Here is a 20,130-nt window from a genome sequence, read left to right as displayed (position 1 = left end):
GTCAAGCCATCAATCATCCATGGAGACACTCATGACGGACCCCGGCACCGGAACGACGGAGCCCCAGGACAGCGTTCCGATAGCCGAGCGGGACGTGGCGGCGGCGCCCGCCGCGTCCCGCCGCACCAGCCTGCTCGTCACCCTCATCCTCGGCGGCCTGACCGCGGTGCCGCCGCTGTCCATGGACATGTACCTCCCGGCCCTGCCGGAGGTCACCGAGGTGCTGCACAGCCCGGCCGCCACCGTCCAGCTCACCCTCACCACCTGCCTCGCGGGCATGGCCCTGGGACAGATGGTCGTCGGGCCGATGAGTGACAAGTGGGGCCGGCGCCGTCCGCTGCTCGTCGGCATGGTGGTCTACATCGTCGCCACCGCGCTGTGCGCCCTGGCCACCAACGCCGAACTGCTCATCGCCCTCCGCCTGCTCCAGGGACTGGCGGGCGCGGCCGGCATCGTCATCGCGCGGGCCGTGGTGCGTGACCTGTACGACGGCGTGGCGATGGCCCGCTTCTTCTCCACCCTGATGCTGATCTCCGGCGTCGCCCCCGTCGTCGCGCCGCTGATCGGCGGGCAGATCCTGCGGTTCACCGACTGGCGCGGCGTCTTCGTCGTGCTCACCGTGGTCGGGGTGCTGCTCACCCTGCTGGTCTGGCGCCGTCTGCACGAGACGCTGCCGCCGGAGCGGCGGCACTCCGGCGGCCTCGGCGAGGCCCTGCACACCATGCGCTCCCTGCTCGCCGACCGCGCTTTCTCCGGCTATCTGATCGTCGGCGCGTTCGCCTTCGCCGCGCTGTTCGCGTACATCTCCGCCTCGCCGTTCGTGATCCAGGAGATCTACGGCGCCTCCCCGCAGACCTTCAGCCTGCTGTTCGGCGTCAACTCCATCGGTCTGGTCCTGGTCGGCCAGCTCAACGGCAAGGTGCTGATCGGCCGGGTCAGCCTGGACGCGGTGCTGGGCATCGGCCTGGGCCTGATCACCGCCGCCGCGACGGCGCTGCTGCTGATGGCCGGCGGCGTCTTCGGTGACGTCGGGCTGTGGCCGATGGCGGGCGGGCTGTTCGTCCTGATGTCCGCGATGGGCCTGGTCATGCCGTCGGCGAACACCAAGGCACTGCTGCGCTCCGGGCACGCGGCGGGCTCCGCCTCGGCGCTGCTGGGCACCTCCACCTTCCTCCTGGGGTCCGTCGCCTCCCCGCTGGTCGGCATCGCGGGCGAGCACACCGCCGTACCGATGGCGGTGGTCCAGCTCTCCTGCGGCGTACTGGCGCTGCTGAGCTTCCTGGGACTGTGCCGCCCGTGGCAGCGTGGGGAGGAGACCGCCACCGGGACCGGCGAGAGGACCAGGCTCTGAACGCACCGAGACTGCGCCACGGCACCCCCGCGGCCGCGGGGCTGGACCCCGCCTGGATGCGGCGCCTGGTCCGCGGGGTACGGGAGGCGACCGAGGGGCCGGCGCCCTGGTGCGCGGGCGCCGTGGTGCTCGCCGGGCGCGGCCCGGTGGTCGCCGCCGAGGAGGCGGCCGGCTGGGCGCTGCGCTACGCGGGCTACGACCCCGAACACGACCGCGGGGTGGAGCTGCCCCGCGAACGCCGCGAGCCGATGCGCGTCGGCACGGTCTTCGACCTGGCCTCGCTGACCAAGCTGTGCACCGCGATCGTGGCGGTCCAGCAGGCCGAGCGGGGCCTGCTCGACCTGGACGCCGCGGCGGGCCGCTGGCTGCCGGGCTTCGCCGCCGGCATCACGGTCCGCAGCCTGCTCACCCACACCTCGGGCCTGCGCCCGGAGCTGCCGTTCCACGAGCGCCGGGGGCGCGCGGCCCAGTGGGAGCTGCTGTGGCGGGAAGCGGCGGCGCCCGCCGCGCCGCCCGGCAGCGGGTACCGCTACTCCGACCTCAACCTCATCGCCCTCCAGCTCGTCCTGGAACGGCTCACCGGGCAGCGGCTGGACGCCCTGGTGGCCCGGGGGATCACCGGCCCGCTGGGCATGACCAGCACGTCGTTCGGGCCGCTGGCCCCGGCGGGGGTGGCCGCGACCGAGGACCAGCGGCGGCCGTGGGCCAAGGCCGACCGCGGCATGGTGCGCGGCGCGGTGCACGACGAGAACGCGTGGGCGCTGGGCGGCGTCGCCGGGCACGCGGGCCTGTTCTCGACGGCGCAGGACCTGGCGGTGCTGTGCCGGACGCTGCTCGGCGGCGGCGCGTACGGCCACGCCCGCATCCTGGGCGAGGAGTCGGTGGCGCTGCTGCTGGACCCGCCCGGCCTCGGCTTCGGCGTGGACCAGCCGTGGTTCATGGGCGAGCTGGCGGGGCGCGGCGCGGCCGGGCACACCGGTTTCACCGGCACGAGCCTGGTGCTGGACCGGGCGACCGACACGTTCCTGGTGCTGCTGGCCAACACGGTGCACCCACGGCGGCGCGCGGCGGGCAGCGCGCCACGGGCGGCGGCCGCGACCCGGCTCGCGCGGGCGGTACGGGCCGGAGGCGGACCACCGGGAACCGGAGCCGGGGCCCCGGGGCGGCCTCCGACCGGGCCGGGGCGCCCCGGCAGGCCGTGAGACGGGACCGAGCCTCCCGGCCCGCCGTGAGACGGGTCCGGGTGCCCGCCACGGCCCCGTAAAATGGCCGGAATGCACGATGAACTGCGCGCCGCACTGGCCGGCCTGCTCGACGGCCTGCCGCCCACGCAGGCCGCGCGGGCCGTCGACCGGCTGATCGCCAACTACCGGGGCCGGACACCGACCGATGCCCCGGTCCTCAGGGACCGCGCGGATGTCGCCGCGTACGCCGCGTACCGGATGCCCGCGACCTTCGAGGCCGTACGGCACGCCCTGGACGCCTTCGCGGCGCGGCTGCCGGACTGGGCGCCCGCCTCCCACGTGGACATCGGCGGCGGCACCGGCGCCGCGACCTGGGCGGTCGCGGCCACCTGGGCCGGACACCGCACGACCGTGTACGACTGGGCCGAACCGGCCCTGGAGCTGGGTCGCGAGCTGGCCGCCGGCGTCCTGCCGGACACCGACTGGCAGCGCCGGGTCATCGGCGCGGGCCTGACGGTCCCGGAGGGCACGAACCTGGTCACCGTCTCGTACGTGCTCGGCGAGCTGCGCCCGGAGGACCGCCGCGCGGTCGTCGCCGCCGCGGCGCGCGCGGACGCCGTCGTACTGACCGAACCCGGCACCCCGGACGGCTATCTGCGGATCCGCGAGGCCCGCGAGCAGCTCACCGACGCCGGGCTGCGCATCCTCGCCCCGTGCCCGCACAGCGGTGTGTGCCCGATCGCGCCGGGCGAGGACTGGTGCCACATGGCCGCCCGGGTGACCCGCTCCTCGCTGCACCGCCAGGTCAAGGGCGGCTCGCTGCCGTACGAGGACGAGAAGTTCAGCTATGTCGCGGCGGTGCGGCCGGCGGTGGTGGGCGGCGCGGACGGTGCGGCGGCCGTCGCTGCCCCGGCGCGGATCGTCCGCAAGCCCCAGCTCCGCAAGGGGCAGGTCCTGCTGGACCTCTGTACGGAGGAGGGGCTGCGGCGCGACACGGTCACCAAGCGGCACGGCGACCGCTACAAGACCGCCCGTGACGCCGAGTGGGGCGACGCCTGGGAGCGGCCCTCGGGCTGACCGCGCCGCGCGCACGACAGGGCAGCGCGCGGTGCTGCGCGGGACGTGGTGCCCGCGACCGCGCCGCGCGCACGCGGTGGGCCGGGTGTCAGGCCGCGCGTAGCTCCTGTGTGCAGCACTTGACGCTGCCGCCGCCCTTGAGCAGCTCGGTCAGGTCCAGGCCGACGGGCTCGTACCCCCGCTCGCGGAGCGGGTCGAAGAGCCCCACCGCGGCCTGCGGCAGCAGTACGTGCCGGCCGTCGCTGACCGCGTTGAGGCCGAACGCCTCGGCGTCCGCGCGCGAGGCGATCAGGGCGTCGGGGAAGAGCCGGGCCAGCACGGCCCGGCTGCCCGCCGAGAAGGCGCCCGGGTAGTACATGACCTCCGAGTCCGTCGCGTCGTCCAGGACGCACAGCGCCGTGTCGAGGTGGTAGAAGCGCGGGTCGACGAGGTCCAGGCCGATCACCGGGCGGCCGAAGTACTCCTGCGCCTCGGCGTGCGAGAGCGGGCTGCTGCGGAAGCCGCGCCCGGCCAGCAGCCATGAGGCGGTGACCGCGAAGTCGCCCTCCGCCTCGTTGACGTTCTCCGGCTCGCGGACGTCGGTGAAGCCGTTCGCGCGAAACCACGCGGCGTGGACCGCGGCCTCGCCGCGGCGCTCCTCGAAGGCGAACCGCGCGCCGAGCACCCGGCCGTCCACGACGGTGGCACCGTTCGCGGCGAAGACCATGTCCGGCAGGTCGGGGCGGGGCCGCAGCTCCTCGACGGTGTGGCCGAGCGCGCGGTAGCGGTCGCGCAGCACCTCCCACTGGGCCAGTGCCAGCGGCAGGTCGATGGGTTTGTCCGGGTCCATCCAGGGGTTGATGGAATAGCTGACCTTGAAGTGGGTCGGCGGGCACATCAGATAACGCCGGGGCCGGGTGCTGCGCCGGGGTGTACGCAAGGAAGGCTCCTCACGGTGGGTGGGACACGGAGGCGTACGAGGTGCGTACGCGCTCAAATCGTCCACCGTGAGGAGCCTGTTGCGCAGTGATCCGATCGGGTGATTTTCACCCCTGGCGGGTTTCCCCGGCGCCGCGCTGCTCCTGAAGTTTGCGCAGCAGGGCGCGCCGCTGCGCCATCGGGTCGGTGCCGCCGCCCGGTCCGTTGCCGCCCCGGCCGCCGCGCAGCGCGCCGCGGGAGAGCTTGCTGCGGGTGCCGCCGACGCCGAGCATGTTGCCCGCGCTGCCCTTGCCCATGTGGGTCATCTCCTTCGTCCGCCGACCGGCGAGACGCGTCGTCTCGCTCGATGGCGAGTCTAGGCGAGACGATCCGTATTGTCAAGACGATACGTCTCGGTTCACTTGTCGGTAGACTCCGGACATGGCCAACAAGACAGCGCCCGACTCCACCCGCCGCAGCGAACGCTCGCGCCGCGCCATCTTCGACGCGGCCCTCTGTCTCGTCGGCGAGGTCGGCTACGACAAGCTCACGATCGAGGGCATCGCCTCCCGCGCCGGCGTCGGCAAGCAGACGATCTACCGCTGGTGGCCCTCCAAGGCCGCCGTCCTGCTCGACGCCTTCACCCAGGACGTGGAGGGCTACGAGGCGGGGCTGCCGGACACCGGCGACCTCGCCGCCGACCTCAAGTTCGTCCTGCGGGCCACCGCGGACGAGTTCAACGACCAGAAGTGGCAGGCCCCCTACCGGGCGCTCGCGGCGGCCGGCGCGAACGACGCGGAGCTGTCGGCGCGGTTCGTCGAGCGGCTGCTGGAGCCCGGCATCCGGGTCTATGTGAACCGGATGCGGGCCGCCCAGGAGGCGGGCGAGATCGGGCCGGACGTGGACGTGCGGCTGGCGGCCGAGCTGGTGCTGAGCCCGTTCTCGCAGCGCTGGCTGATGCGGACCGGCGAGCTGACGTACGCGTACGTGGACGCGCTGGTCGACCTGGCGCTCGCCGGTCTGCGGCCCCGCGCCGCCGGGTGATCCGCGGAGCCGGGCGGCCCGCATCCCCGGATGAGGCGCCGGGATCGCCCAGGGGGCGTGAAAGGTAAAGGAAAGTGAACGAAGTGGGGTGGAAACCGACCGTATTGGTGGGATTCGCCCGTTCTCCGGTCACCCCGGATCCGTACTCCGGTCACCCGAAGAGGAGGATGGTGGCAGCATTGATCCCAGACCACCGCTCGAAGTGAGGGGATAGATGGAACGCAAGAGCAGGTTCTCCCAGTGGCTTCGCCGGCCGAGGAGCGGTTCGGACGGCGGCGATACGGACACGGGATCAGCGGCGCAGAGCCGCGAGGACCTGCTGCTGGCGGTCGCCGACGCCGGTTTCCCGCTCGCCCCGGCAGCCCACCCCTCCGGCTACGGCTGCTCCTGTGAGCGCATCGGCTGTCCCACCCCCGGCCGGCACCCCGTCTCCTTCGGCTGGCAGACCGTCGCCAGCACCGACCGCGAGAAGGTCGCCGGCTGGGCGCGCGCCTATCCGCAGGCCAACTTCATCACCGCCACCGGCATCGCCCACGACGTGCTGGACGTCCCCGTCGAGGCGGGCCGCAGCGCCCTGGAGCGGCTGGAGGCTGCGGGCGTCGAGGTCGGTCCGGTCGCGCTGAGCGGCGCGGCGCTCGGGCAGGGCCGGATGCTGTTCTTCACCGCCACCCGCGGCACCCCGGACGACGAGGACGAGTGGTGGCCCTGTGAGCTGGACTGCCATCCGGAGACGATGGACGAGCATCCGGGCCTGCGCTGGCACTGCCGCGGCAGTTACGTCCTCCTGCCGCCCTCCCGCCTGCCCGGCGACCAGCCCGAGGTGGCCTGGCTGCGCGGCCCCGAGCGGCCGGTGCCGGACCCGCTGACGCTGCTGGAGTCGCTCACCGACGCCTGCGCCGCGTACGCGGACCAGCAGCCCGACCACGATCACGAAGCGGCGGCCTGGCCGATCGGCCGCTGACGCGCGTCTTGGCGGCCGGGTCCGTGGCACGGCCGCCGGGCCCCGCCCGAGCGGGACGCCCGGGGTGCCCGGGCCGGGTCCCGCCTACAGCGACTTGGCGGAGGTCTTCGCCTCCAGCCGGTGCAGGACGCCGACCTTCCCGGGGGCGCCCGCGGCCGGGACCTTCACCGCCTGTTGCGACAGGGTCGTGAAGGTCATCCGGTTGGACGGCTTCGCCGGCCCCTCCATGATCCCCTTGATCTCCGGGCCGATGCTGATCCGCGACCCCTCGGAGACGGTCTTCTGCTGGTGGTAGTAGGTCGAGAAGAAGACCAGCGCCCCGCCGTCCTTGGTCCGCAGCGCGACCGGCGTGAATCCGGACGCCTGGTCCTCGTACTGGATGCGGGAGCCCGGCTGCCGGCCCTGCCGCTCGCGCAGCGCCCGCCACCGGTCGGTGTGCGGCCCCGGGGCGAAGGTGTCGCCCTTGCCGGTTTTCAGGTACGCCGCGTACGCCGCGCCCAGCTTGCCCGGCGCGATCTTCAGGCCGGAGTCCCCGGCGTCGGCCGGCACCACCTCGGCGAAGCCGTCCCGGTCCGTCTTGAACTGCGGGATCTCGCGGTCGGTCAGCGACGACAGATAGCCGGCCTTCCACTTCGCGCCGGCTGAGTCCCGGGTGAACACCAGGAACCACCGCGCGTTGTTGCGGTTGCTGACCGCGTCCGCGAGGAACACCTTCGGCCAGCCCGCCTGCTTGGGCACGGTGAAGGCCGGGTTGGTCAGCTTCAGCGGCGGGAACCTGGGGTTGCCCCGCGGGCTGACCGCGTGCCCCGCCTTGGTGAGCGCCTGGTCGACGGCGAGCAGCGACTCCGTCTCGTAGGTCGGGTTGACCTTCGGGTCCAGCGTGCTGTTGGAGGTGTTGAAGCCGTCGACGAACTGCTGGAGCGCCTTGGCGGCCTCGTCCTTCGACACCGCCGGCAGCAGCTCCCGTTCGCCGTGCACGGTCATGCACCCGCTCAGCGTCAGCAGCGCCGCGCTCGCGGCGGTCAGCGCTACGGGCACCCGGAACGGCGACCTGCGTGTCATGGGGCTCGGGCTCCTTCGGGGCGACCGGGGCCGGGGCGGTCTGGGCGGCCGCCGGGGTGGCACGATTCGGCGCAACCCTACCGGGGGCGGGGAAGCGGGCGGGCGCGGGGACCGGCAACAGCGTCCACACCGTGACCTGGGAGGCCACCGGCTGCCGCGCGGGTCCCGGCGCGGGTCAGGATTCACGCACCGGCATGACCAGGGGAACACCGGTGCGCGGGTGCCCGATCACCTCGACCGGCTGCCGGTAGACCCGGCTCAGCAGCTCCGCGCCGAAGACCTCGGCGGGCGGGCCCTGCGCGGCGACCCGCCCGCCGTGCAGCAGGGCCGCCCGGTCCGCGTACGCCGCGGCCAGCCCCAGGTCATGCAGGACGACCGCCACCGCGGCCCCCGCCGCCGCCCGCTCCCGGCAGAGCCGCAGCACCAGTTCCTGGTGGCGCAGGTCCAGCGCGGCGGTCGGCTCGTCGAGCAGCAGCAGCGGAGCGCGCTGCGCCAGGACGCGGGCGAGCGCGGCCCGGGCCCGTTCACCGCCGGACAGCGCGGCGAACGGCCGGCCGGCGAATCCGGTCACCTCGGTCGCCGCCATCGCCTCCGCGACGGCGGACTCGTCCTCGTCCTCGCGCGGCGTCCCCGCCCAGGGCGCGCGGCCCATCCGTACGACCTCCTCCACCGTGAACGGGAAGGAGAGGGCGGCGGACTGCGGCAGGACGGCCCGGCGCAGCGCCAGTTCGGGCGCGGTCCAGCCGGTGGCCGGGCGGCCGTCGATCCGTACCTCGCCGGTGGTGGCGGGCAGGTCGGCGGCGAGCGCGGCGAGCAGCGTCGACTTGCCCGCGCCGTTCGGCCCGACGAGCGCCACTACCCGGCCCGCGGTCACGTCCAGGTCCACCCCGTCCAGGACCGTACGGGCGCCCAGCTTCACGCCGAGTCCGCGGGCCCGCGCGTAGGCCGTGCCCGCGGGGACGGGCGCGGGGAGGGCCCGGGAGCGCCCCGCGCACCACATACGGGTCATCGGGAACCGGCCCCGGCTCATGCCCAGCCTCCTTGCCTGCGGCGGGTCCTGCGCAGCAGCCAGAAGAAGAACGGGCTGCCGAACAGGGCGGTCAGGACGCCCAGCGGCAGCTCCGCCGGCTGGGCGGCCGTGCGGGCGAGGAGGTCGGCGACGACCAGCACCAGGGCGCCGCCCAGGGCGCTGCCGGGGATCAGGAAGCGGTGCCCGGGACCGGCCGCCATCCGCAGCAGGTGTGGGACGAGCAGCCCGACGAAGGTGATGACACCGGCCACCGCCACGGCCGCCGCGGTGAGCAGGGCGACGACCAGGATGAGGACGACGCGCAGCCGTTCCACGTCGACGCCGAGGTGCCGGGCGGGGCGTTCGCCGAGGGCCAGCAGGTCCAGTTTCCGGGCGGAGAACGGTGCGACGGCCAGTCCGGCGACGGCGCAGGGCAGGACCGCCAGCACCTTGGGCCACACGGCCTGCGACAGCGAACCGAGCTGCCAGAAGGTGATCTGGGAGACCTGCGCGTTGTCCGCGAAGAAGAGGAACAGGCCGATCAGCGCGCCCGCGAAGGCGTTCACCGCGATGCCGGTGAGGATCAGCGTGACGACCTCGGTCCGGCCGCCCGAGCGGGACAGCGCGTAGACGACCAGGACGGTCAGCAGGCCGGTGACGAACGCGCAGGCCGGGACCGTCCAGGTGCCGAGGAAGCCGAGACCGAGCGCGATGGCCCCCACGGCGCCGACCGCGGCGCCCGACGAGATGCCGATGACGCCCGGCTCGGCGAGCGGGTTGCCGAACACGCCCTGCATGAGGGCGCCCGCGCAGCCGAGCGAGGAACCGACGAGCAGCGCCAGGACGACGCGCGGCAGGCGCACGTTCCACAGCACGCTCTCGCCGACCCGGTCCAGCTCCGCGCCGCCGAGGTGCAGATGGTGCAGCAGCGAGCCGAGGACGTCACCGAGCGGGATGCGGTACGCGCCGAGACCGGCGGAGAGCAGACAGCCCGTGAGCAGGGCGAGGGTGAGGCCGGTGGTCAGCAGGGTGGTGCGGGGGAAGCGGCGGGAGGGCGCGGCAGGGGGTGTGCCCGCGTCCGTGCCCGGTTCCGCAGGGGTGCCCGCTGTCGTTCCCGTTCCCGGATCCGTACCCGGGCTCGCGTCCGCGTGGGGGAGTGCCGTCATCTCACTTCCCCTCGGCGTGGATCTGCCGGACCAGGGAGCGCAGGACGGCGTCCGTGCGCGGCCCGTAGTTGAGCAGCACACCGTCGTCGACGGAGGCCACCCGCCGGTCCATGCCGGCGGGTGTCTGCGCCACGCCGGGGATCTTCACCAGGCCGTCGATCCCGCCGACGGACTCCAGGCCCTTGGCCATCACCAGGATCACGTCCGGCGCGGCCCGGGCGAGGGCCTCGCTGGTGATCGGCGTGAAGTCCTTCTTCAGCCCCGACTCCTTGCCCGCGTCGACGCCGCCCGCCGCCTCGATGAGGGAGTCGGCGCCGGACCCGGCGCCGCCGATGAGGTAGACGGAGGCCGAGCCGCGCAGGTAGAGGAAGGCCACCCGGGGGCGGTCGGCCGCCGTACCGGCGTGCGGGATCTCCTTCCGTACGGCCGCGATCCGCTGGTCCGTCCGGGACGTGAGGGCGGCGCCCGCCTCGGGTACCCCCAGTGCCGCCGCCACCGCGTCGATGCGGGTGGCCACGTCGGCGAGCCGGGTCGCGGGCCGGAACGTGACGACCGGGACACCGGCGTCCCGTATCTGGCCGATGGCCTCCGCCGGTCCGGTGGTGGTGTCCGCGAGGACCACGTCGGGCTTGAGCGACAGCACGCCTTCCGCCGACACCTCGTGCGCCCGGGTCACCACGGGCAGGTGCCCGGCCTGTTCGAAGGTGGCGGTGATGTCGCGCGCGACGACCCGGCCGCCGAGCCCGAGCGTGAAGACGGTCTCCGAGAGGGAGCCGGTGAGCGGCACGATCCGGTCGGCCTTGCGCACCGTCACGTCCCGGCCGTCCGCGGACCGTACGGTCGTGGGCAGCGCGGGCCGGGGCGCGGGCCCGGACAGCGGCTCGATGCGGTCGGCGGTGGGCCGGGCGGCGGACGTCGCCGGGGGAGCGGCGGTGTCCGGGCCGTCGCCGCAGCCGGTGAGCGCGAGGGCGAGCGCCAGGGTGGCGGCGAGCGCCGCGGCGGGCCGTGACAGGCGCCGGCGGACCGGCTCCCGGATGGCTGCTGTCACTGTCCCGCCTTTCTGTGTACGTCGGTTGGCCCGGGGCCGGTGGAGCGGGCGGGTGCCCGGCCGGGTCCCGGGGTTCCGCTTCGGTCGCGGTTAGCTTAGGTTAGCCTTACCTTATCCGCTAGCCCTGGAGGGGTCCCCGATGCTGCCGTTCAGACCGGCCCGCGGCCGTACTCGCGGCCGCGCCCGCGTGCTCGCCGCCGCCTTCCTGGCGGCACTGCTGGGCACGCTGCTCCCCGCACTGCCCGCGGCCCCCGCACAGGCGGCGGCCCGCACGGTCGCGGGCGGGCGGCTGGACTGGGGCATCAAGTCCTCCTTCCAGTCGTACGTCACCGGGCCCATCGCGCACGGCAGTTGGTCCCTGAACGGCGGTGCCGCCACCGTCGGCGACAGCCGGTTCCGCTTCCACTCCGCCACCGGGAGCTATGACCCGGACAGCGGCGCCCTGACGGCGGGCTTCTCCGGCGGGGTCCACTTCACCGGCCACCGCAGGCCGGACGGCTCGTACGAACTGGACCTGACCATCAGCCGCCCCCGGGTCGCCGTCGCCGACGGTCGCGGCACCCTCTTCGCCGACATGACCAGCAAGGAGAAGGGCACCGGCCGCGTCACCACGGCAGCCCGGGTGCCGCTGGCCACCCTCGGACTCGACGGGGTCGACACCCGGGGCGGCGGTACGCCCATCGCGCTGACGAACGTCCCGGCGAAGCTGACCGCGCAGGGCGCGCGGGCCTTCGCCGGGTACTACACCGCAGGCACCCGGCTCGACCCGGTGAGCCTGTCCGCGGACGTACGGGCCGGGGCGGCGCCTGGCCCGACACCCGCCCCCTCCCGCGACGGCACCGAGGGCGGCGACGCCCGGCAGGGTGCCTTCACCGACGCCGCCGTCGACTGGGGCGTCCGCCGCACCTTCCGCGAGTACGTCACCGGCGACATCGCGCACGGCAGGTGGCAGCTCTCCGACGGCGCCCAGGACGGCGGCGCGCTCTTCCGCTTCCCGCGCGGCAAGGGCACGTACGACGCCGAACGGGGCACCCTGAACGCCGACTTCACCGGCAGGATCCGCTTCACCGGCCAGAACCTGGACCTCACCCTCGCCGCCGTCTCGGTCACGGTGCGGGACGGCCGCGGCACCCTCGCCGCCGACGTCACGACCGGCGGTACGACCGCCAGGGGCACCCCGCTGGCCACCTTCGAGGCCAAGCGGCTCACGCCCGAGAACGGCCTGGTCAAGCTCACCGAGGCACCGGCCCGGCTCACCGCCGACGGGGCCGAGGCGTTCGGCGGGCTGTACCGGGCGGGCACGGACATGGACCCCGTCTCGCTCGCCGTCGCCGTCGACAAGAAGGCCGCGCTGCCCGCCCTCCCCGACCTCGGCACCGACCCCAAATCGGCCACCGCGGACGGCGAGCAGGCGAGGCAGGACGCCCCCGAGCAGACCGCCCCCGAGCGGGCCGCGTCCGCCTCGTCCGGCTCCGGCCGCACCGTCATCCTCCTCGTCGCGGCCGGCGCGCTGGTCGCCGTCGCCGCCTTCCTCGTCCTGCGCGCCCGCCGCCGTACGACCCCCACGGCGCCCCCGCAGGACTGACCCACCCGATCCACCGCCCCCACCACCAAGGAGAGCCACCGACCATGGCCGCCATACGCCGTCCGCTCGCCCTCGCGGCAGCCATCGCCACCGCCGCCACCACCGCTGCCCTGTGCCTGCCGTCCACCGCCACGGCCGCCCCCGCCGCCGGCACCGCGACGCCGAAGACCGAGCTGAAGAACGGCACGCTCGACTGGGGCGTCAAGGAGTCCTTCCGCAGGTACGTCAAGGGCATGGCGCTCGGCGACATCACCACCGCCGGCGGCGCGCGGCAGGCACCGGGCAACGGCCCGTTCACCTTCACGGGCGGCACCGGCACGTACGACATGAGTACGCACGCCGTCGCCACCACCTTCAAGGGCAGTGTCCGCTTCACCTCCAAGGCACACGGCTTCGACATCGAGCTGGCCGACCTGAAGGTCACCACGAAGGGCACGTCCGGCGCCATCACCGCCGACATCACGGCCGCGGGCACGACACAGGGCGACGTGGCGCTGGCCTCGCTCGACCTGTCGGCGGTACGGCCGGGCAGCGGCGCGGGCGGCACGATGAAGTTCGCCGGCATCCCGGTGAAACTGACCGCCAAGGGCGCGGCGGCGTTCAACGGCATGTACAAGGAAGGCCAGCAACTCGACCCGGCCACGCTGACGGTGACCCCGGCGAGCACGGCCGGTGAGCCGACGCCGGGTGAGCCCGCACCGGGTAAGCCCGCGCCAGGTGGGAGCGGACAGGACGGCCGGGGCGGCAAGGGGGACCAGGGCGGCGAGAGCGGCCGGGGCGGTAAGGGCGGCGAGACGGGGGAGCAGGCGGGGGCCGGCAGCGGCTCCGGTTCGGGCGCGGGGTCGGGACCGGCGTCCGGCAGAGGTTCGGGCAGTGGCTCCGGTTCCGGTCGCGACACCGGCGAGAAGGCCGCCGCACCCGCTTCCGCGGCGGGCTCCGCCCTCGCCTCCGGTTCCGCCTCCGGCAAGATCGTCGACGGCAACCTCGACTGGGGCGTCAAGAAGTCCTTCCGCGACTACATCGCCGGCCCCATCGCCGGCGGCAAGGCCGAACTCGCGGGCGGCGCCGCCCCCTCCGCCGCCGGCTACCGCTTCCCCAAGGGCCACGGCACATACGACGGCGCGGCGGCCTCCCTCGCCGTCGAGTTCAACGGCTCGGTCCGTTTCACCGGCCACGCGGGCGCCCTCGACCTGAAGTTCGCCAACCTCAAGGTCAAGGCCGCCGGTACCAAGGGCACCCTGATCGCGGACGTCTCGGCGAAGTCCCGCGCCTCCGGCAAGGTGACCAACACTGCGGGCATGGCGGTCGCCGACCTCAAGATCCCGACCGGTGCCCTCACCGCGAAGAACGGTGTCGTCACGCTCAAGAACGTGCCGGCGACGCTGACCGCCGCCGGTGCCAAGGCGTTCGCGGACTACCCTGCGGGTCAGGCCCTCGACCCCGTGACCGCTGTCGTCACCGTCGACCCGAACGCTCAACTGCCGTCCGCCGCGACCGGTTCCGGTACGCCGGGCGCCGCCGTCGACAGCGCCGGGTCGGCCGGCTTCAGCAGCGGCAGCGCCGCGCTCGCGGCCACCGGTACCGCCACCCCCAACGGCGCGCTGGCCGGCGCGGCCGCCGCCCTGATCGCGGCGGGCGCCGCCGCCACCTACGCCGTACGCCGCCGCACCGCCCGATGACCCGGTAACCCTTCGGACCCACCCCCCACTTCCCCCGGGCTCCGCACCCCAGGGGCCGCCTCCCCTCACACACCCCACACAGGCGCGCCCCGGGCCCAGGGGTCGGCCGTACCCGCCGCGCATGCCTCCGCGCGGCGGGTACCCGGCGTTCCCGGGCGGGCGCCAGGGGCGAAGATGTCCGCATGACAGCACCCCGTTCGCCCCGCGCCCCCCATGAGCTGCCAGGCCACGACCTGTACGTCGTCCGCGTCTTCTGCGGCCCCGACGGCCGGGGCGGCAACCCGCTGGGCGTCGTACGCAACGGCGCCGCCGTGCCGGGACGGGCCGCCCGCCAGGCGCTGGCCGCCGAACTCGGCTTCAGCGAGACCGTCTTCCTCGACGACGCGGACGGTACGGGGGCCGTGGACGGCGCGGGCGGTATGGGCGGCGCGGATGATGCGGACGGCGCGGGCGGCGCTCCGCTCGACATCTACACGCCCGGCGTGCGGCTGCCCTTCGCCGGGCATCCGCTGGTCGGTACGGCGTGGCTGCTGCGGTACCTCGGGCGGCCGGTGGCCGCGCTGCGCCCGCCGGCCGGCGAGGTGCCGGTCACGTACGACGGGGAGTACGTCTGGGTGCGCGGGCGGCCGGAGTGGTCCACGGGGCGCCGCACCCAGGAGCTGGCGACGGCGGCGGATGTGGCCGCGCTGCCCGGGCCGCCGCCCGGGGACGGCCCGCTCTACGTGTGGGCGTGGCGGGACCGCGATGCGGGGACGGTACGCGCCCGCTACTTCCCGCGCCGCGGCGACGGCATCGTGGAGGACGAGGCCACGGGCGCCGCGGCGCTCACCCTCACCCACGAACTCGGCCGGGCCCTGGACGTCCGCCAGGGCACCGGCTCCCGCATCCTGACGCGTCCACACGAGGACGGCACGATCGCACTGGGCGGCCGCGTCCTGCCCGTACCGGCGTGGTCCTGAAGGAAGCCGGCGTGGTCCGCCGGCCCGGTCATGAGGGGAGCCGGTCAGGTCCTGACGGGAGCCGGTCCGGCCCTGACGGGAACCGGTCCAGGCGCGGCGCGCGGGAACCGGTCCGGCGGCCCTGACGAACGGCCGGCCGCTCGCTCACGCGCTCAGCGGGAACGCTTCCCCCAGCTCGCGGAAGACCGCCGTGTTGAGCGCGAAGGCGCGCTTGCACTCGTCGACCACCCGCTGCTTCTCCAGGTCGTCCACCGGCAGCGCGTCCAGCAGGCCGCGGTACTCGCGCTTGAAGGCGGCGGGGTTGGCTATGCCGTCGAAGACGTAGAAGCGCACGCCGTCGCCCTTGCGGGCGAAGCCCCAGGTCTTCTCGGCCGTGCCCCGGATGATCTGGCCGCCGGAGAGGTCGCCGAGGTAGCGGGTGTAGTGGTGCGCGACATACCCGGCGGGCCAGCGGCGGGCGCATTCGGTGACGCGGTCGGCGTACGCGGCGGTGGCCGGCATCGGCTGGAGCCCCGTACGCCAGGCGGGGCCGCCGAGGTGGGTCAGGTCCCGCTCCAGCTCCGCCGTACGGGCCAGCTCCGGCCGGATGAACGGCCCGGCGACCGGGTCCCCGGCGAGCGCCTCGGAGGCGTCCTCCAGCGCGCGGTAGACGAACCACAACTGCTCGGTGTAGCGCCGGTAGGCCGTGACGCCGAGTTTGCCGCCGAGCAGGTCACCCATGAACGAGGAGTTCTCGGCCTCCGTGTGCTGCTCGTGCGAGGCGGTGCGGATCAGGGTGGAGAACGGCACCGATGCGGCGGAGTGCGCGGACGGGGTCGAGCTGGGCGCGGCCAAGACGGACCTCCGGGGACCGATGGGGTGCGTACGGGCTCCGATTGTGGTTGGTTAGGCTTACCTAAGTCAACCCGTTCCCGACGCCCTGTCGGTAACCTTCCCGACGGCGTGTCGGCAAAACACCACTGCCGACGAGCCCGCGACACGGGGCGCGGGCTCGTCGGCAGCGGTGCATGTGCTTCTCGGGGCGCGGGCTCGGGGCCGTACCCCGGCCGCACCGACCGGCCTACGGAAGCGTGAGGGTCTCCGCGCCGGTCTCCGTGACGACGAGGGTGTGCTCGAACTGCGCGGTGCGCTTGCGGTCCTTCGTCACCACCGTCCAGCCGTCCTCCCACATGTCGTACTCGTACGTGCCCAGCGTCAGCATCGGCTCGATGGTGAAGGTCATGCCGGGCTTGATGTCGGTGGTGTGGTGCGGGCTGTCGTAGTGCGGGACGATCAGGCCGGAGTGGAACGCCGTGTTGATCCCGTGGCCGGTGAAGTCGCGGACGACCCCGTAGCCGAAGCGCTTGGCGTACGACTCGATGACCCGGCCGATGATGTTGATCTGACGGCCCGGCTTGACCGCCTTGATCGCGCGGTTCAGCGACTCGCGGGTCCGCTCCACCAGGAGCTTGGACTCCTCGTCCACGTCACCGCAGAGGTACGTGGCGTTGTTGTCGCCGTGCACGCCGTTGATGTACGCGGTCACGTCCAGGTTCACGATGTCGCCGTCCTGTAGGACGGTCGAGTCGGGGATGCCGTGGCAGATGACCTCGTTGACCGAGGAGCACAGAGACTTCGGGAAGCCGCGGTAGCCGAGGGTGGAGGGGTAGGCGCCGTGGTCGCACATGAACTCATGGGCGACTCGGTCCAGCTCGTCGGTGGTCACACCCGGCGCGATCAGCTTGGCGGCCTCCTCCATCGCCTGGGCGGCGATCCGCCCCGCGATGCGCATCCGCTCGATCGTTTCCGCGTCCTGCACCTCCGGACCCGTATACGGGGTGGGCGCGGGCTTGCCCACGTATTCGGGGCGCGGGACGGAAGCGGGGACGGGGCGGGTGGGGGAGATCGTCCCCGGGGCAAGAAGCGACTGGCCAGACATGCCAGCGAGTGTATCCGTGGCCCATCGGGCAGGATGGCGGCACAGGAGTCGCAGACAGGAGGCCGTAATGGCGCTGTTCAAGAGGCAGACGGCCGGCAAACCCGGCGAATGGTACTACTGCCTCAAGCACGGAACGGTCGAGGAAGGCCCCGAGTGCCGCGCCGCCGACCGCTTCGGCCCGTACGCGACGCGCGAGGAGGCGGCCCACGCGATGGAGACCGCCCGCGAACGCAATCTGGAGTGGGAGACCGACCCCCGCTGGCACGAGAAGGGACCCAAGGGACCTGAGGGGACCTAGGGGTCCGAGGGGGGCCGGGGAGCTTGAGGGGGTTGAGGGGCGAGAGTGCCTAGAGGGGCCTTTAGAGGGGCCTGAGGGGAGGGGGGCCGGGATCCGGATCCGGGGGTGAGTCCGGGCCCGGGGCCGAGTCCGGGCCCGCGTAGGGGCCGGTCGGCAGGTGGACGCGAGGTGTCCGGAAGGCGGCTTTCCGGTGCCGTGCGCGCCCCGGCGGCGCAGTCGGGTGGTGGCCCGCGCCAGACGTGTGCCGTGCCTTGACGGTCAGTTGGGGGCTCCCTATGGTCACGCTGACAGAGGACGTCCTACGTCCGGCCGTCGGGGGAGGACCCATGGCTCACGAGACTTCCCTTCCGTTCCGCGCCGGGTCCGAGGGCTACGCGAGCTTCCGCATCCCGGCGGTGGTCACCACCCGCCCCCCGGACGGCACCGCCCCGGCCACCACCCCCGGCACCCTGCTCGCCTTCGCCGAAGGCCGCGTGCGCGACGCCGCCGACCACGGCGACATCGACATCGTGCTGAAGCGCTCCACCGACGGCGGCCGCACCTGGGGCCCGCTCCAGGCCGTCGCCCGCAACGGCACGGGTACGGCGGGCAACCCGGCCCCGGTCGTGCTCGACGGCGGCCGGGTCCTGCTGGTGCACCTGCGCAACGCCGCCACCGCCACCGAGGAGCGCATCCGCCGCGGCCTGGTGTCCGCCGCCGACGGGCGGCGCGTGTGGGTGCAGCACAGCGACGACGAAGGCGCCACGTGGAGCCCGGCCCGCGAGATCACCGCGCAGGTCAAGCGCGCCAACTGGCGCTGGTACGCCACCACTCCCGGGCACGCCCTCCAGCTCCGGTACGGCCCGCACGCCGGCCGCCTGGTCGTCCCCGCCAACCACTCCATCGCCCCCACCGTCTCCGGCGACAACGGCACCGAGGGCCGCTACAACGGCGGCCACGTCCTGCTCAGCGACGACGACGGCGGCGGGAACTGGCGCATCGGCTACACGGACAGCAACCCCAACGGCTACATCAACGCCAACGAGACGACCGCCGCCGAACTCCCGGACGGCACCCTCTACTTCAACACCCGCAACGACTCCCCGGCCCCCGGCAACCGCGCCGACGCCCACTCCGCCCCCGACCACGCCGGCGAGCGGCTGATCAGGCCCTTCCGCCCGCAGGCCGGACTGACCGGGCCCGTCGTCGAGGGCAGCGTGCTGCACCTGGGCGAGCCCGACGTGCTGCTCTTCTCCGGCCCCGCCGACCCGGACGCCCGCGCGCTGATGACCGTACGGGCCAGCCGGGACCGCGGTCTGACCTGGCGCCCCGCGCACACCGTCGACGGGCTGCCGGCCGCCTACTCCGACCTGGTACGGATCGACGGCGCGACCGTCGGGCTGCTCTACGAGACGGGCGACTTCGGCGCCTATTCGACGATCACCTTCCGCCGCATCCCCGTGGAGGAGCTGGTATGAGCACCGGTACGTACGACAGCGGCCGGGGTCACGAAGCGGGCCGCGAGGGGGACCGCGGTCTCCGGGCGCGCCGGATCCGCCGCCGGGCCCTGCTCGGCGGGGCCGCCGCGGCGGCCGCCGGGTTCACGCTGGCCGGCTGCGGCGACGGCGGTGACGCGGACGGCGGCGCGATCCCGAAGGAGCGCGAGAAGGGCCAGCGGATCCAGCTCTCGTTCTGGTCCTGGGTGCCGGGTATCGACAAGCCGGTGGACCTGTGGAACAGCGAGCACCCGGACGTCCGGGTCGAGGTGGAGAAGGTGTCCGCCGTCGACGGCCGCCAGTACGCCAAGATGCACGCCGCCGTCAGAGCCGGGAACCCGCCGGACCTCGCCCAGATCGAGTTCCCCGTCGTCCCCGGCTTCCTGCTCGACAACGCCCTGATGGACCTGTCCGCGCTCGGCGCCGCCCGCTCCAAGGACCGGTTCGTGGGCTGGCAGTGGCAGCAGTCGGTGTTCGGCAAGGGCGTCTACGCGATCCCGCAGGCGTCCGGCCCGATGGGCCTCTTCCTGCGCCAGGACCTCTTCGACCGGTGGGGCATCCAGCTCCCGCAGACCTGGGACGCGTACGAAGAGGCCGCCGAGGCGGTCCGCCGGCAGGGCGCCTGGATCGAGACGTTCGCCCCCGCCAACGGCAACCGCTTCGCCGGGCTGGCCTGGCAGGCGGGCGCCAAGTGGTACGCCGCGCAGGGCGACACCTGGACCGTGCACATCGACGACGAGCCCACCCGCAAGGTCGCCGACTACTGGGAGTCGCTGGTCCGGCGCAAGCTCGTCAAGACCGTCCCGGACCGGCAGAACGCCTGGTACAAGGACATCCAGACCGGCGCCATCCCCGCCTGGATAGGTGCCAGTTGGGGCGACGCGCTGCTGGCGGGCAACGCGCCCGGCACCAAGGGGAAGTGGCGGGCCGCGCCCCTGCCGCAGTGGCAGGCGGGCGGCAACGCGCAGGCGAACTGGGGCGGTTCGACCACCGCCGTCTTCGCCGGGGCCGCCTACCCGAAGGACGCGCTGGACTTCGCCGTCTGGCTCAACTCCGACCCGCGGTCCATCGCCCTGCTCATCAAGGGCGGTTACGGCTTCCCGAGTGCGAAGGAGGGCTACGCCACCACCGACCTCGACGTGCACCGCGACTTCTTCGGCGGCCAGGCGTACAGCAGGGTCTTCGCGGACGCGGGCGCGCACGTCGACACGAGCTGGCAGTGGGGGCCGGGCGTGGACACCCTCTACCAGCGGCTCGGCGACGCCTTCACCGAAGCGCTCGACAGCGGCGGTACGTTCCGGTCCGTACTCAAGACGGTCCAGGGGCAGACCGTCTCCGACCTGCGGGGCAAGGGCCTGAAGGTGGAGAGCGGCGGGTGAGCGGACGGGAGCGGGACCGGGGCCGGGGTCGGAACCGG

19 protein-coding genes are annotated in these 20,130 nt (G+C 74.1%); 11 read left to right on the top strand and 8 right to left on the bottom strand.

Annotated elements, in window-relative coordinates:
- Nucleotides 1-31: 31 nt before the first annotated feature.
- From ACH4EB_RS01955 to ACH4EB_RS01945, 3 genes are all read left to right on the top strand, one after another.
- A complete protein-coding gene (locus ACH4EB_RS01955) occupies nt 32-1,351 on the top strand; it encodes a multidrug effflux MFS transporter (protein WP_398345287.1) in 1,320 nt (439 codons plus the stop codon).
- Nucleotides 1,352-1,407: 56 nt separating this feature from the next.
- Entirely contained in the window at nt 1,408-2,553 is a 1,146-nt protein-coding gene (locus ACH4EB_RS01950; protein ID WP_398345726.1) for a serine hydrolase domain-containing protein, read from the top strand.
- Between the two features lie 72 nt (nt 2,554-2,625).
- Complete coding sequence (locus ACH4EB_RS01945) at nt 2,626-3,612, top strand: small ribosomal subunit Rsm22 family protein (protein ID WP_398345286.1); 987 nt, start codon at nt 2,626-2,628, stop codon at nt 3,610-3,612.
- Nucleotides 3,613-3,700: 88 nt separating this feature from the next.
- On the opposite strand, the gene ddaH is transcribed toward ACH4EB_RS01945, so the two are convergent.
- Together ddaH and ACH4EB_RS01935 are read right to left on the bottom strand one after the other, a co-directional pair.
- On the bottom strand, nt 3,701-4,531 hold the full coding sequence (ddaH, locus tag ACH4EB_RS01940) for a dimethylargininase (protein WP_398345284.1): 831 nt from the start codon (nt 4,529-4,531) through the stop codon (nt 3,701-3,703).
- Nucleotides 4,532-4,637: 106 nt separating this feature from the next.
- On the bottom strand, nt 4,638-4,826 hold the full coding sequence (locus tag ACH4EB_RS01935) for a DUF6243 family protein (protein WP_398345283.1): 189 nt from the start codon (nt 4,824-4,826) through the stop codon (nt 4,638-4,640).
- A 124-nt stretch (nt 4,827-4,950) separates the two neighbouring features.
- Between ACH4EB_RS01935 and ACH4EB_RS01930 the strand changes: the two genes are divergently transcribed.
- Together ACH4EB_RS01930 and ACH4EB_RS01925 are read left to right on the top strand one after the other, a co-directional pair.
- Nucleotides 4,951-5,553, top strand: a complete 603-nt coding sequence (locus tag ACH4EB_RS01930) for a TetR/AcrR family transcriptional regulator (RefSeq protein ID WP_398345282.1) — start codon at nt 4,951-4,953, stop codon at nt 5,551-5,553.
- A 214-nt stretch (nt 5,554-5,767) separates the two neighbouring features.
- The gene (locus ACH4EB_RS01925) at nt 5,768-6,514 is read left to right on the top strand and encodes a bifunctional DNA primase/polymerase (protein WP_398345281.1); all 747 of its coding nucleotides are present in this window, start codon (nt 5,768-5,770) and stop codon (nt 6,512-6,514) included.
- 84 nt (nt 6,515-6,598) lie between these two features.
- Here the strand turns inward: ACH4EB_RS01925 and ACH4EB_RS01920 are convergent, their stop codons facing one another.
- The 4 genes from ACH4EB_RS01920 to ACH4EB_RS01905 all read right to left on the bottom strand — a co-directional run bounded on the left by ACH4EB_RS01920 (nt 6,599) and on the right by ACH4EB_RS01905 (nt 10,799).
- Entirely contained in the window at nt 6,599-7,576 is a 978-nt protein-coding gene (locus tag ACH4EB_RS01920; RefSeq protein ID WP_398345280.1) for a hypothetical protein, read from the bottom strand.
- 175 nt (nt 7,577-7,751) lie between these two features.
- Nucleotides 7,752-8,606 carry a heme ABC transporter ATP-binding protein gene (locus ACH4EB_RS01915; protein WP_398345279.1) on the bottom strand — a complete coding sequence of 285 codons (855 nt, stop codon included), beginning with the start codon at nt 8,604-8,606 and terminating at the stop codon, nt 7,752-7,754.
- Entirely contained in the window at nt 8,603-9,751 is a 1,149-nt protein-coding gene (locus tag ACH4EB_RS01910) for a FecCD family ABC transporter permease (RefSeq protein ID WP_398345278.1), read from the bottom strand. Before ACH4EB_RS01910 ends, ACH4EB_RS01915 begins: the two co-directional genes overlap by 4 nt.
- A gap of 1 nt (nt 9,752) precedes the next feature.
- Nucleotides 9,753-10,799, bottom strand: a complete 1,047-nt coding sequence (locus ACH4EB_RS01905; RefSeq protein ID WP_398345277.1) for a hemin ABC transporter substrate-binding protein — start codon at nt 10,797-10,799, stop codon at nt 9,753-9,755.
- A gap of 139 nt (nt 10,800-10,938) precedes the next feature.
- Between ACH4EB_RS01905 and ACH4EB_RS01900 the strand changes: the two genes are divergently transcribed.
- The 3 genes from ACH4EB_RS01900 (at nt 10,939) to ACH4EB_RS01890 (ending at nt 15,022) form a co-directional block, all read left to right on the top strand.
- Nucleotides 10,939-12,384, top strand: coding sequence for an HtaA domain-containing protein (locus tag ACH4EB_RS01900; RefSeq protein WP_398345276.1), 1,446 nt, complete (start codon nt 10,939-10,941; stop codon nt 12,382-12,384).
- Between the two features lie 44 nt (nt 12,385-12,428).
- Nucleotides 12,429-14,063: an HtaA domain-containing protein gene (locus ACH4EB_RS01895; RefSeq protein WP_398345275.1), complete on the top strand. Its 1,635-nt coding sequence runs from the start codon at nt 12,429-12,431 to the stop codon at nt 14,061-14,063.
- Between the two features lie 182 nt (nt 14,064-14,245).
- On the top strand, nt 14,246-15,022 hold the full coding sequence (locus ACH4EB_RS01890; protein WP_398345274.1) for a PhzF family phenazine biosynthesis protein: 777 nt from the start codon (nt 14,246-14,248) through the stop codon (nt 15,020-15,022).
- 144 nt (nt 15,023-15,166) lie between these two features.
- Here ACH4EB_RS01890 and ACH4EB_RS01885 read toward each other — a convergent pair whose 3' ends face one another.
- On the bottom strand, nt 15,167-15,856 hold the full coding sequence (locus ACH4EB_RS01885) for a heme oxygenase (biliverdin-producing) (RefSeq protein WP_398345273.1): 690 nt from the start codon (nt 15,854-15,856) through the stop codon (nt 15,167-15,169).
- A gap of 226 nt (nt 15,857-16,082) precedes the next feature.
- The gene (gene map, locus ACH4EB_RS01880) at nt 16,083-16,940 is read right to left on the bottom strand and encodes a type I methionyl aminopeptidase (protein ID WP_398345272.1); all 858 of its coding nucleotides are present in this window, start codon (nt 16,938-16,940) and stop codon (nt 16,083-16,085) included.
- A gap of 67 nt (nt 16,941-17,007) precedes the next feature.
- Between map and ACH4EB_RS01875 the strand changes: the two genes are divergently transcribed.
- From ACH4EB_RS01875 to ACH4EB_RS01865, 3 genes are all read left to right on the top strand, one after another.
- Nucleotides 17,008-17,238: a hypothetical protein gene (locus ACH4EB_RS01875; protein WP_398345271.1), complete on the top strand. Its 231-nt coding sequence runs from the start codon at nt 17,008-17,010 to the stop codon at nt 17,236-17,238.
- 326 nt (nt 17,239-17,564) lie between these two features.
- Nucleotides 17,565-18,695, top strand: coding sequence for an exo-alpha-sialidase (locus tag ACH4EB_RS01870; protein ID WP_398345270.1), 1,131 nt, complete (start codon nt 17,565-17,567; stop codon nt 18,693-18,695).
- A complete protein-coding gene (locus ACH4EB_RS01865) occupies nt 18,692-20,092 on the top strand; it encodes an ABC transporter substrate-binding protein (RefSeq protein WP_398345269.1) in 1,401 nt (466 codons plus the stop codon). The genes ACH4EB_RS01870 and ACH4EB_RS01865 overlap by 4 nt, the downstream gene beginning before the upstream one ends.
- The last annotated feature ends 38 nt before the right edge of the window (nt 20,093-20,130 follow it).

The sequence above is a fragment of the Streptomyces sp. NPDC018045 genome (genome assembly GCF_044327445.1).
Classification (GTDB): domain Bacteria; phylum Actinomycetota; class Actinomycetes; order Streptomycetales; family Streptomycetaceae; genus Streptomyces.
This window is presented reverse-complemented; position numbering and strand designations above follow the sequence as displayed.

Bases quoted from the DNA above. Each gene is read 5' to 3' on its own strand.
- ACH4EB_RS01955 (WP_398345287.1), top strand. From the start codon at position 32: ATGACGGACCCCGGCACCGGAACGACGGAGCCCCAGGACAGCGTTCCG.
- ACH4EB_RS01950 (WP_398345726.1), top strand. From the start codon at position 1,408: ATGCGGCGCCTGGTCCGCGGGGTACGGGAGGCGACCGAGGGGCCGGCG.
- ACH4EB_RS01945 (WP_398345286.1), top strand. From the start codon at position 2,626: ATGCACGATGAACTGCGCGCCGCACTGGCCGGCCTGCTCGACGGCCTG.
- ACH4EB_RS01935 (WP_398345283.1), bottom strand. From the start codon at position 4,826: ATGGGCAAGGGCAGCGCGGGCAACATGCTCGGCGTCGGCGGCACCCGC.
- ACH4EB_RS01930 (WP_398345282.1), top strand. From the start codon at position 4,951: ATGGCCAACAAGACAGCGCCCGACTCCACCCGCCGCAGCGAACGCTCG.
- ACH4EB_RS01925 (WP_398345281.1), top strand. From the start codon at position 5,768: ATGGAACGCAAGAGCAGGTTCTCCCAGTGGCTTCGCCGGCCGAGGAGC.
- ACH4EB_RS01920 (WP_398345280.1), bottom strand. From the start codon at position 7,576: ATGACACGCAGGTCGCCGTTCCGGGTGCCCGTAGCGCTGACCGCCGCG.
- ACH4EB_RS01915 (WP_398345279.1), bottom strand. From the start codon at position 8,606: ATGAGCCGGGGCCGGTTCCCGATGACCCGTATGTGGTGCGCGGGGCGC.
- ACH4EB_RS01910 (WP_398345278.1), bottom strand. From the start codon at position 9,751: ATGACGGCACTCCCCCACGCGGACGCGAGCCCGGGTACGGATCCGGGA.
- ACH4EB_RS01900 (WP_398345276.1), top strand. From the start codon at position 10,939: ATGCTGCCGTTCAGACCGGCCCGCGGCCGTACTCGCGGCCGCGCCCGC.
- ACH4EB_RS01895 (WP_398345275.1), top strand. From the start codon at position 12,429: ATGGCCGCCATACGCCGTCCGCTCGCCCTCGCGGCAGCCATCGCCACC.
- ACH4EB_RS01890 (WP_398345274.1), top strand. From the start codon at position 14,246: ATGACAGCACCCCGTTCGCCCCGCGCCCCCCATGAGCTGCCAGGCCAC.
- map (WP_398345272.1), bottom strand. From the start codon at position 16,940: ATGTCTGGCCAGTCGCTTCTTGCCCCGGGGACGATCTCCCCCACCCGC.
- ACH4EB_RS01875 (WP_398345271.1), top strand. From the start codon at position 17,008: ATGGCGCTGTTCAAGAGGCAGACGGCCGGCAAACCCGGCGAATGGTAC.
- ACH4EB_RS01870 (WP_398345270.1), top strand. From the start codon at position 17,565: ATGGCTCACGAGACTTCCCTTCCGTTCCGCGCCGGGTCCGAGGGCTAC.
- ACH4EB_RS01865 (WP_398345269.1), top strand. From the start codon at position 18,692: ATGAGCACCGGTACGTACGACAGCGGCCGGGGTCACGAAGCGGGCCGC.